General features: G+C 40.0%; 9 protein-coding genes. 3 read left to right on the plus strand and 6 right to left on the minus strand.

Annotated elements, in window-relative coordinates; translation table 11 throughout:
* Positions 1 to 26: 26 nt before the first annotated feature.
* From mfd to J9318_RS07865, 4 genes are read right to left on the minus strand one after another with little or no spacing between them, the layout of a single operon-like run.
* Entirely contained in the window at positions 27 to 3,563 is a 3,537-nt protein-coding gene (gene mfd, locus J9318_RS07850; RefSeq protein WP_210559397.1) for a transcription-repair coupling factor, read from the minus strand.
* 54 nt (positions 3,564 to 3,617) lie between these two features.
* Positions 3,618 to 4,508, minus strand: a complete 891-nt coding sequence (locus J9318_RS07855) for a carbon-nitrogen hydrolase (protein ID WP_210559398.1) — start codon at positions 4,506 to 4,508, stop codon at positions 3,618 to 3,620.
* A gap of 39 nt (positions 4,509 to 4,547) precedes the next feature.
* Positions 4,548 to 5,582: an agmatine deiminase family protein gene (locus tag J9318_RS07860; protein WP_210559399.1), complete on the minus strand. Its 1,035-nt coding sequence runs from the start codon at positions 5,580 to 5,582 to the stop codon at positions 4,548 to 4,550.
* The gene (locus J9318_RS07865) at positions 5,582 to 6,178 is read right to left on the minus strand and encodes a PilZ domain-containing protein (RefSeq protein WP_210559400.1); all 597 of its coding nucleotides are present in this window, start codon (positions 6,176 to 6,178) and stop codon (positions 5,582 to 5,584) included. The genes J9318_RS07860 and J9318_RS07865 overlap by 1 nt, the downstream gene beginning before the upstream one ends.
* Positions 6,179 to 6,291: 113 nt before the next feature.
* Here J9318_RS07865 and J9318_RS07870 point away from each other — a divergent pair, with 113 nt between their 5' ends.
* The 3 genes from J9318_RS07870 to J9318_RS07880 are packed head-to-tail and all read left to right on the plus strand — an operon-like array spanning position 6,292 to position 9,495.
* On the plus strand, positions 6,292 to 7,539 hold the full coding sequence (locus J9318_RS07870) for a lipoprotein-releasing ABC transporter permease subunit (protein WP_210559401.1): 1,248 nt from the start codon (positions 6,292 to 6,294) through the stop codon (positions 7,537 to 7,539).
* A gap of 16 nt (positions 7,540 to 7,555) precedes the next feature.
* The gene (lolD, locus tag J9318_RS07875) at positions 7,556 to 8,221 is read left to right on the plus strand and encodes a lipoprotein-releasing ABC transporter ATP-binding protein LolD (RefSeq protein ID WP_210559402.1); all 666 of its coding nucleotides are present in this window, start codon (positions 7,556 to 7,558) and stop codon (positions 8,219 to 8,221) included.
* The gene (locus J9318_RS07880; RefSeq protein ID WP_210559403.1) at positions 8,221 to 9,495 is read left to right on the plus strand and encodes a lipoprotein-releasing ABC transporter permease subunit; all 1,275 of its coding nucleotides are present in this window, start codon (positions 8,221 to 8,223) and stop codon (positions 9,493 to 9,495) included. Before lolD ends, J9318_RS07880 begins: the two co-directional genes overlap by 1 nt.
* A 57-nt stretch (positions 9,496 to 9,552) precedes the next feature.
* Here J9318_RS07880 and pyrC read toward each other — a convergent pair whose 3' ends face one another.
* Together pyrC and J9318_RS07890 are read right to left on the minus strand one after the other, a co-directional pair.
* Positions 9,553 to 10,587 carry a dihydroorotase gene (gene pyrC, locus J9318_RS07885; protein WP_210559404.1) on the minus strand — a complete coding sequence of 345 codons (1,035 nt, stop codon included), beginning with the start codon at positions 10,585 to 10,587 and terminating at the stop codon, positions 9,553 to 9,555.
* A 59-nt stretch (positions 10,588 to 10,646) separates the two neighbouring features.
* A complete protein-coding gene (locus tag J9318_RS07890; protein WP_210559405.1) occupies positions 10,647 to 11,180 on the minus strand; it encodes a DUF2062 domain-containing protein in 534 nt (177 codons plus the stop codon).
* Positions 11,181 to 11,283: the final 103 nt, after the last annotated feature.

Raw genomic sequence — 11,283 nt, forward strand, 5'->3', positions numbered from 1 at the left:
AGTGTACGTTAGCGCAAATAATTGTTCTATACTTTTTGCTTATGCTCAAAGTCATTTAACATCGCATTTATATACTTTAATCTGTCTTCAGTGTCTTTATTATCTATGCTGAATTTTAAGGTTTGGCCACCGTCCAGTTTGTAAGTCGTTGGATGACTTTGAATTAGACTAATTAGGAATATTGGATCTACTTTTGTTGAGTCCGAAAATTCAATACGACCACCTTTCGGCCCAGCTTCAATTTTGGTAATACCAAGTAGTTGAGCACGTTGTCTAAATTCACTAATTCTAAATAGGTTTTTAGCCGCGTCGGGTAGCAGGCCAAAACGATCAATGAGTTCAATTTTAATATCATCTAAGTCATCGGTATTTTTTGCCGTTGCTATTCGTTTGTATAAACTCAAGCGCATATTAACGTCATGAATATAGCTGTCTGGCAATAGGGCAGGGATTCGCAACTCAATTTCCGTTTGTTTGGAGGTTAAAACATCTAAACTAAGCTCTTTACCTTGTTTTAAGGCTTCGACAGCTTGCTCTAACATATCCATATAAAGCGTAAATCCAATGGTTTGAATTTGACCAGTTTGATCATCACCTAAGAGTTCACCCGCGCCACGAATTTCTAAGTCATGAGTGGCCAAGGCAAACCCCGCTCCAAGGTCTTCTAACGACTCAATTGCCTCAAGACGTTTAACCGCATCTTTACTAATCGCTTTAGGTGGTGGCGTTAAAAGATAAGCGTAGGCTTGATGGTGAGAGCGACCCACGCGGCCTCGAAGTTGATGTAGTTGCGCTAAACCAAGCTTGTCAGCACGTTCCATGATAATGGTATTTGCGGTTGGAACATCTATCCCAGTTTCAATTATCGTTGTGCATACCAATACGTTGTAGCGTTGATGATAAAAGTCGCCCATCACTCGCTCTAATTCTTTTTCACGCATTTGCCCGTGAGCAACGACAACTCGGCATTCAGGCATTAATGCTTCGATAGCTCGAGCTCTTTGCTCTATGGTCTCTACATTGTTATGTAAAAAGTAAACCTGACCACCGCGGTTTGTCTCACGCATTATTGCTTCTTTAATAAGTTCATCATTAATTTGGCGAACAAAGGTTTTTATCGCTAAACGTTTAGCCGGAGGTGTGGCAATTATGGATAAGTCTCGCATTCCACTCATTGCCATATTTAACGTTCTTGGTATTGGCGTTGCAGTAAGCGTTAGTATATCCACATTAGCGCGCAGTTTTTTGATTGCTTCTTTTTGCTTAACACCAAATCGGTGTTCTTCATCAATGATCAATAAACCGAGGTCTTTAAATTTTATATTGTCTTGTATTAACTTGTGAGTACCAACAATAATATCGACTTGACCAGATTCCAATTGTTCTAATATAGCGGTTTGTTGTTTTCCTGTTTTAAATCGCGACAAAACCTCTACTTTAACGGGCCAATCAGCAAAACGGTCAGTAAAGTTTTCATAATGCTGTTGGGCAAGCAATGTCGTTGGGACTAATACTGCGACCTGTTTACCATCATTTACAGCGATGTAGGCAGCACGCATGGCAACTTCGGTTTTGCCAAACCCAACGTCACCACACACTAAGCGATCCATGGCCTGTGGTGATTTCATGTCATTAACCACGGCATTAATCGCACTTTGTTGGTCTTCAGTTTCTTCAAATGGAAAAGAGGCTGAAAATTGACGCCATCCGTCGCGTTCTAATTCATATTTATAACCTGGTTTTGCTTCTCGCTGTGCGTAGATGTCTAACAATTCTGCAGCGACATCTTTTATTTTTTCTGCTGCTTTTTTTCGAGCCTTTTCCCACGCGTCTGAGCCAAGTTTGTTTAATGGTGCTGAGTCAGATTCACCGCCTGTATAACGTGATAGTAAATGTAAATTTCCTACAGGGACGTAAAGTTTAGCCTCATTCGCATATTCAATAGTGACAAATTCACTAGTGAGACCACCAGCATCAATGGTTTCTAGACCTTTATATCGTCCTACGCCATGCTCAATGTGGACAATAGCTTGGTCTACTTTAAGCTCTGCCAAGTTTCTAACGAGAGCGTCCGTCGATATCGACTTCTCTCTTTTGTTTCGTTTTCGCTGAGCGACGCGTCCACCAAGTAACTCAGTTTCTGTAATAAATGACACAGGTACTGACTGACCATCAATATCGGTGATCAACACAAAACTGTTTTCTAAGCTCGTTATTACAATACCAACGTCGGAGTCGGATTTAATGAAGTCTTCAATGCTTTTGTATTGTGTAGGCTTAATTTGAGCTTGTTTTAAAAGCTCTAAAAGCGTCTCTCGACGACCTGCTGACTCAACGCTAAATAAAACGCGACCTTGTTGGGCTTTTGATTCGACAATATGAGATAGAACTTTTGTAAATGGTTGTTTTAACTGCGAATCTATATTGATATCGTCAATTAATTGCGTATTAGCATTAAATTTACCGGCGCCACTGGCCACACCTACTTGGATATTAATTTGTGGCCACTGACTTATGGCCGCGAATAACTCGTTAAATGCCATAAATAGTTTAGCTGGTGGCAGTAACGGCCTCAGAGGATCAACGTTTAAATTATCATGCCGTTTTTGTGTTTCACGCAAATAAAGCTCTGCTTGCGCTTGTATATCGCCGGCAAGTACCAAGTGGCAATTATTTGGTAAGTAGTCGAAAAGAGTATCAGTTTGTTCAAAAAACAAAGGCAAGTAATATTCTATTCCCGCAGGGAAACTCGCTTCAGAGACTTGTTTATATAAACTGTCTTTTTCATTTCTTACGGTAAACTGGTCACGATAGTTTTGACGAAAGACTTCTATGCCGGCTTTGTCCAAAGGAAATTCATGTGCCGGTAGTAAATTTATTTTCTCTACTTTATCTTTACTACGTTGTGATTCGGTGTCGAAAATTCTAATTGAGTCTATTTCATCATCAAAAAAATCCAGTCGGAAGGGCTGGTCACTTCCCATTGGATATAAATCCAATATCGAACCTCTTACCGAATATTCTCCGTGCTCAATTACCTGTTCAACATTTCGGTAACCATTTTCTTGTAATTGTAACGCCAGCGCTTGAATGTCTTTTTTATCGCCTTCGGTAAATACAAAACTATTACCCATGATGTAAGACTTTGGCGCAATAAAATGCATTAATGTACTAACTGGAACAATAACGACGCCACGAGCCATATTTGGCAATTGATAAAGCGTTAGCAATCTTTGCGATATGATATCTTGATGCGGAGAAAAGGTATCGTAAGGCAGTATTTCCCAATCTGGGAAGGTAAAAACAGGATGTGTGTCTCGAGGCAGTAATGTACTTAGTTCACTTTCTAAACGGTGGGCATTAGGTGTGTTTTCTGTAACAACGACGGTTACATGATCTGAGTAATAAGCTGCTTCGGCAATAGCGAGCGCCTTACTGCTGCCGGCTAATCTAGACCAAGTTATTTTATCTGCTTTTTTGTCGGTTACCGATTTGACCTTCGGCAAAGGCAGTTTTAACAATTGTGGAAGCACAACAATCCCTAATGTTGATGAAAGTGACATAAACAAATAGCCTGACCATCAAGGAAAGGCTATTTGTGAAATCACTTATCTTGATTAATCACGGTATATTTTTAATAAGTCGCCGTAATGATCGATTCTACGATCTCGCATAAATGGCCATATACGGCGTACAGATTCACTACGACTTAACGATACGTCAAATTGCAGAATTTGATCATCTTCATCGCCCGCGTGTGCCAAAATTTCGCCTTGTGGACCGGCAATAAAGCTATTTCCCCAAAATTGAATACCTTCACTTTGTGAACTAGGATCGGATTCATGTCCAACGCGATTACAAGAGATGACCGGCAAACCATTCGCAACAGCATGAGCACGTTGTGATATTACCCAGGCATCTAGCTGTCTTTTTTGTTCAGCTTCATCATCTCTTGGGTCCCAACCTATAGCAGTTGGGTAAATTAACAGGTCAGCACCAGCCATGGCCATCAGTCTTGCTGCCTCTGGAAACCATTGGTCCCAACAAACTAAAACACCGAGTTTACCAACAGATGTTTGAATTGGCTGAAAACCTAAATCGCCAGGTGTGAAATAAAATTTTTCATAGAAACCGGGATCATCCGGGATATGCATTTTACGATATTTACCAGCAATTGACCCATCACTATCAACAACTACGGCGGTATTGTGATAAATACCTACAGCACGTTTCTCAAATAACGACAATACGATAACAACACCCAGCTCTTTAGCTAGGTTGCCAAACATGTCGGTGGATGGTCCCGGTATTGTCTCGGCTAAATCAAAACAGTCTGTATCTTCTGTTTGGCAAAAATATAAGGAACGATGTAACTCTTGTAGCACGATGAGCTTTGCACCCTCATTTGCCGCTTCACGGACGCCTTGAATTGTTTTTTCGATATTGTGCGAAACATCACTTGAATTACTGTGTTGAACTAAGGCAACACTTAATGTTTTATCAGTCATAATTTTTTCTTAAAAATTAAAGTGTACTTTAACTATAGGTTAGTGAATAACATCTGCAGGTATTTGCATGGTTAGACAATGCAAACTACCAAATTGTTTTATAACGGTAGAACAATCGACACCAATAACTACTCGTTCCGGGTGCGCAAGACCAATAATGCGAAGCGCAGTCTTATCATTTTCATCGTTGTAAGTCGGCACGAGTACAGCGTTATTTATTATCAGATAATTAGCATACGTAGCCGGTAAAAGTTCACCATTTTCATCAACTTTTGCATTTGGCATAGGTAACGGGAAAAGGGTATAAGGCGTATTATCTTTACCTGTTGCTTGAGCAAGCTGCTGTTCCATTTTGTTTAACGCTAGGTAATGCGGATCATTTTTGTCGGTGCATTGAACGTATACAATTCCTTTAGGAGCAAAACGAGCTAACGTGTCAATATGCGCATCGGTATCATCGCCAGCTAAATGTCCGTGCTCTAGCCATATGACCTTGTCCATACCTAAGGCTGTTTTTAACTCTTGTTCAATTTGTTGCTGTGATAAATGCGCATTTCTATTAGGGTTAAGTAAACATGTTGTTGTGGTTAACAACGTGCCATTACCGTCACTTTCAATACTGCCACCTTCTAAGATCAGGCTATGTTTATTAGCTAATGTTGGACTACAGAAATCTTGTTGTAGTAAGTGACTAGTAATATCGTTATCAAAATTTGATTCATATTTGGCGCCCCAGGCATTAAAGGTAAAATCAAGCAATTGTGTATTGCCATCTTCATCCGTCAGCGTAATTGGCCCGTGATCGCGCGCCCAAGTATCGTTGCAAGGCGCAATAAACCAACGAACCTGTTTTAAATTAATATTGGCGTTTTTTAATAATTCGTTAACATGAAGCTTTATTGATTCATTATGACAAGCCAGCACCAACAATTGTTGTTCAGTAATATGTTTCGCCAATTGTACATAAACAGTTTCGATGTCACTTAAAAACGGTGACCAGTCTGTTTCTTGGTGAGGCCAAGTTAGCATAATCGCGGACTGATTTGCCCACTCAGCAGGAAGGGTATATGCCATTAGCTTTTCTCGTTTTGACGTTGCTGTGTTTTCTTTAAAAGTTGTTTAGATTGCTGATGTAAAGACGCTCTCACTACAATTTCTCTGTCTTCATCACGAATACGATGAAATAGAACTGTGTACTCATAGCTGCCATCAGCATTTGATTTTGTCGCGATTATACGACCTAAACAATAAATAGCGGTAGCTTCATCATTAAAAAATAATTTGCAGATTAAAAAGTGTGTCTCCGCATATCTTTCTTTTGAACAAAATACAAAACCTCCGCCACCAAAAGATAGTGTGGAGTGGCGTTGGTCGCTTTCATCCTCTGCTTGCAAAATATAATGCATCATTAAATCAATTTTACGACTTTGCGCTTTTAAATAATCCGCCAAAGGTTCGATAACATCGCCTAATTGGCGTAATGGACGAAGCATAGTCTGTTCAACGCCTTTTAAGTCTGAAGCGAGCTTGTAAGGTAATGGAATATCAGCCTCAAAGTCAGCGTCATTTGGCGTATTTGCCAATACATCACCCACATTGATATTTATATCAATAGAATGGCTCATCTGGAAGTATTCAGTAAATTGCTCTAAATCAGTCTCATTGATCATCGTTTTGTTCCCTGATAGCCAGTGATGGTGGCTTGTACTTTGTATATGAAACGCATATTATCGAACCTTGCACTTTCCTTCATCATTTAAATTAAAAAGATTCAAACTCTTACATGAATTTACCTATTAGTTTAGTTATAGCTCGACGTTACGCAAAAGCATCTAAAGACGGCAAATTTGTTGGTCTTATCTCGTTATTTTCTCAAGCTGGTATTACTCTTGGCGTAATGGCACTTATTATAGTCATTTCTGTGATGGATGGTTTTGAAGGCTTATTAAAGGATCGAATTTTAGGCGGTGTGCCGCATATAGTCATTACTACAAACGATGATGATCAGACAATTGATATCAGTGACATCGAAAAGCTGGTAAAAACTTCGATGCCGGAAACTCAAGCACAAATCATTCAGCAGCTGCCCCTTGTGCAATCCACGGCAATTATGCAACTACCAGAGAACTTTAAGGGATTGCTTGTTCAGGGGCTTTCAGATAGTAATAACATTCCATTAGGTTTATCGAATGCAATGCAAACAGGGCAGTGGTCATCTTTGATGGACGTTAAATATGGAATTGTAATTAGTCGCTTTATGGCTTACGACAATGGCCTAGCAATTGGTGATAATGTACGTTTAATTCTAAGTGGTGCTTCTCACTACACACCATTAGGTCGATTACCAGCCCAACGTAATTTTAAAATTGTTGGCTTATTTGCTACAGAGAGTGAATTGGATCAACAACTTGTATTCACACGCTCACAAGACCTTAATCGATTGCTAAAAAAACAACCACAGAGCCTTCAAGGCGTTAGATTAGTATTATCGGATCCTTTCAATGCCAAAGCTATTGAGTCCGAATTACGCAAGTTAATGCCTCAGTCCAATTATAAGATAAGCAGCTGGCATGATACTCACGGTAAGTTATTTGATGCGGTAAAGATGGAAAAGAACATGATGTGGATCATGTTGAGTTTAATCGTCGCTGTCGCAGCGTTTAATATCGTATCGGCGTTAGTAATGATGGTTACTCAAAAGCAAGGCGAAGTAGCTATATTAAAAACACTTGGCATGAATGCTAAACAAATAGCACAAATATTTACATTGCAAGGTTGTTATAACGGCGTTGTAGGGGCGCTATTAGGCGCCATATTAGGATCAATTGTCGCGTTAGGAATAAATAAATTTATGTTAGTAACCGGCATTAACTTACTAGGTGTGCCAGGCATGGGTTTACCGGTTGTTTATAGTTTTGAAAAAGTAGTATTAATTGCGTTGTTTGCAATTGGTTTGGCGTTTATTGCGAGTATCTATCCGGCAAGAAGAGCAGCGTCGCTAGCACCGGCCGATGTGCTGCGTTATGAATAGTATAAAGGATTGACAGATGAATGTTGTTGATTGTAGAAATTTGAAAAAATCATATTCGGGTGTAACCACTACCGATATATTAAAGGGCATTGACTTAGCAATCAGACCCGGTGAGCAAGTTGCTATTTTGGGTCAATCTGGTTCGGGCAAAAGCACCTTGTTACATATACTCGGTATGCTAGATCTTCCGACGTCTGGCGATGTGCGCATTTTGGGACAGTCTAATAGCGACTTATCTGATTCACAGGCCGCTAAATTTAGAAATGATAATTTAGGTTTTATCTATCAGTTTCATCACCTATTGATGGAGTTTACAGCACTTGAAAACGTCGCAATGCCTTTGCTGATAAGTGGCATTGATACCGTTGAGGCAAACCGCAGATCGACCGAACTTTTGTCCCTAGTCGGGCTAGCCCATCGCTTAACACACTTACCGTCACAATTATCCGGTGGTGAGCGACAACGAGTAGCTATCGCCAGGGCCCTCGTTAATCAGCCAAAACTGGTACTTGCAGACGAGCCAACTGGTAATTTAGATAAGCAGAATGCCCAACAAATTTTTGATTTGTTCTTAAAAGTTAATCAAGAATTAGGTACAACGCTGGTGGTAGTGACACACGATCAGGTATTAGCCGAACGATTTGATCGAGTTATTAAATTAGACGATGGAATTGTAATTTAATGGCAAGTACTAAATCAGTTAAAACCAATAATACCATCGCCTGGCAACTAGCGAGGCGTTATTATAAAACCGGTGTGCAAAGCCCATATATTAGGTTTATTAACAGAGCGTCACGTATTGGTTTTGCAATAGGTGTGGCCGCTTTGATTATTGGTTTGTCTGTTATGAATGGTTTTGAACGTGAACTAAAAAAGACATTACTTTCTGTTATTCCCGATATTGAATTTAAAGCGGTATCGGGCTCATTACCCAATTGGCCAAGTACAGCTAAACAAATTCTTGGCAACACTAACGTTGTTGCAGTGGCACCGTTTATAGAATTGAATGCTATGGTACAAAAGCAAAATGCAATGGAAGCGGTCGTTTTAAAGGCCGTAGACCCTTTGTTGGAGCCGAGCATTAACGCAACAAGTAAATATATGGTCGCCGGCGAATGGTTTTCGCAACAAACAGAGATTGACGGCTTACCTCCTGCAATAATCGGCGCTGGACTAGCTGAAAAACTCGGCCTTGAGCTGGGTGAGCGACTGGAGCTGTTGTTACCAAAAATTTCTGATACCGGGCGATTGTCTGCGCCAGAATATTTAAATTTTGAGATTGACGGCATCTATAAAATTGGCGGCCAAATGGATCATGGTCAAGTATATGTGCCCCTTAGCGTTGTTCAGAAAAGCCAAGGCTTTTCAGCTGAACAAGTGCAAGGTGTTAAAGTCGCATTAACCGACCCTTTTATGGCAAACCGAGTCGCCGCAGAAGTAGGCAGTGAAATTACCGAGTTCGTCTATATTATCGACTGGTTTCGAAGCCAAGGTCATGTATACAACGACATCATCTTAGTGAAAGACATTATGTATTTAGTGATGGTCTTGGTAATGTCAGTGGCCAGCTTTAACATAATATCTTCATTATCGATGGCCGTTCAGGAAAAATATGGCGATATAGGCATTTTAAAAACATTAGGCTTAACACCTCAAACGGTAAAAAACACCTTCGTATTAATGGGCCTATTTACCGCAGTTCGTGGAATATGTTGGGGTGTACTAGTCGGCGTTATTGTCGCACTGTTTCTTCCCGAGTTGTTTCAAATGCTTGAATACGTATTTAACGTAAAAGTGCTTGATGGGGATGTATATTTTATTGCCTATTTACCTAGTGAAATAAATTTTTTGCAAGTTTTAGTAATTGCTGGAACCGCTTTAACTATTGCGCTGATAGCGAGTTTATACCCGGCTACAAAAGCATCAAAATTAACGCCGATTGAATTACTAAATTAAGCAAGATGTTATCGGCGTTATTTCCTAGTTATAAGGGTTTAATATTTAGTCTTTATATTAGGTTTTAATTTTCCAATGGCAGGTTTCACCTGCAAAAAATGGCACAATTGGCTCTCCATTTGGAAGGGTAATCGTGTTAGGTATTGTCCAATCTTCTTTGACTAATGTGACAGTCCCTTTATTTCTCGGTAAACCGTAAAAATCGGCTCCATAGTGAGACGCAAAGCCTTCTAGTTTATCTAATGCGCCTAACTCTTCGAATACGTGAGTATACAATTCTAACGCGGACCATGCACTGTAGCAGCCAGCACAACCACAAGCGTTTTCTTTTTTTGACTTTTCATGGGGCGCAGAGTCGGTACCTAAGAAAAACTTAGGGCTACCAGTTGCAACTACACTTCGAAGTGCTTGCTGGTGAATATTTCGTTTAAGCACTGGCAAACAGTAGTTGTGTGGACGAATACCGCCTACTAGTAAGTCATTTCTATTTAATAGCAGGTGTTGAGGCGTAATTGTTGCCGCAACGTTATCAGAAGCGTTCAGGACAAAATCCACTGCATCTTTGGTCGTGATGTGTTCAAACACAACTTTTAAGTTGGGGAACGCATTAACAATTCGAGTCAGGTTGCGGTCGATAAATTCCTTTTCACGGTCGAAGATGTCTATGTGATGATCTGTAACTTCACCATGCACCAACAACAACATGCCTTGTTGTTCCATTTCAGCAAATATTGGAAACAAATCGTCTAAAGCACTTACTGCGGCATCGGAATTAGTTGTCGCTCCAGCAGGGTATAACTTTGCGGCCACAGCTCCGGCGGCTTTAGCATCAATGATGTCTTGTTTACTGGTATTGTTTGTCAGATACAGAACCATTAAAGGTTCAAAGTTACTACCTGTTGGTTTAGCTGCGTTAATACGGTCACGATAAGACGTAATCATTGAAGCGTTAGTAACGGGTGGAACAAGATTGGGCATAACAATGGCTCTATCGAAACAACGAGCTGTAGCCGCAACGGTCTCTTTGAGTATGTCACCATCCCGAAAATGAAGATGCCAATCGTCAGGTGTTTGTATGGTAAGTTCTGTCATATCAATTCCTCAAATCATCCAGTTTTATGCTGTCATTATTAATTATTCGTTTAATTTGGCTACTTTGTTAACTCTCTGTTCAAACGCATTAATTTTCTTCTTTGCCAAGATTTTTTTACTGAGTAACGCCACATCAAATCAATGCCAAAAAAGCCAATTACAGCGCAAATAGTTGCTGCGACTAAACACCCAGTAATAAATGCAGGACCAATGGTTGATAGACTCGCTACTAACCAGTCCCAACTTAATTCAAATTTAAATGGTTGTTTTTCACCACCTAAAATCCATTCGCCCAACAAATAACAGCCATAAAATAAGGGTGGCATTGTCAGTGGATTGCTAACCCAAACCAACGCTACGGATATTGGTAGGTTTACTTTGAAAACGATGGCACCAAGCGCTGATAACCACATTTGAAAAGGTACGGGAATAAAAGCGTTAAAAAGTCCGATAGCAAACGCACCACGAGCAGAACGACGATTTAAGTGCCATAAGTTCGCATCATGAAGAACGTCACCGAACATATTAACGGCTTTGTTTTGTTTAATTTTATTATGATCAGGTAAAAACCTTTGTATGAATTTCTTAGGCATAGTATGAGCTCGAATCAAGAATTCTGTACTTGTCAAAATGAGTCGCTAAGTTACATTAAATTTAGGATTTTGTAATTAGAGAATTAACACATTAGTTAAGGAA

The organism is Psychrosphaera aestuarii, from assembly GCF_017948405.1.
Taxonomy (GTDB): Bacteria; Pseudomonadota; Gammaproteobacteria; order Enterobacterales; family Alteromonadaceae; genus Psychrosphaera; species Psychrosphaera aestuarii.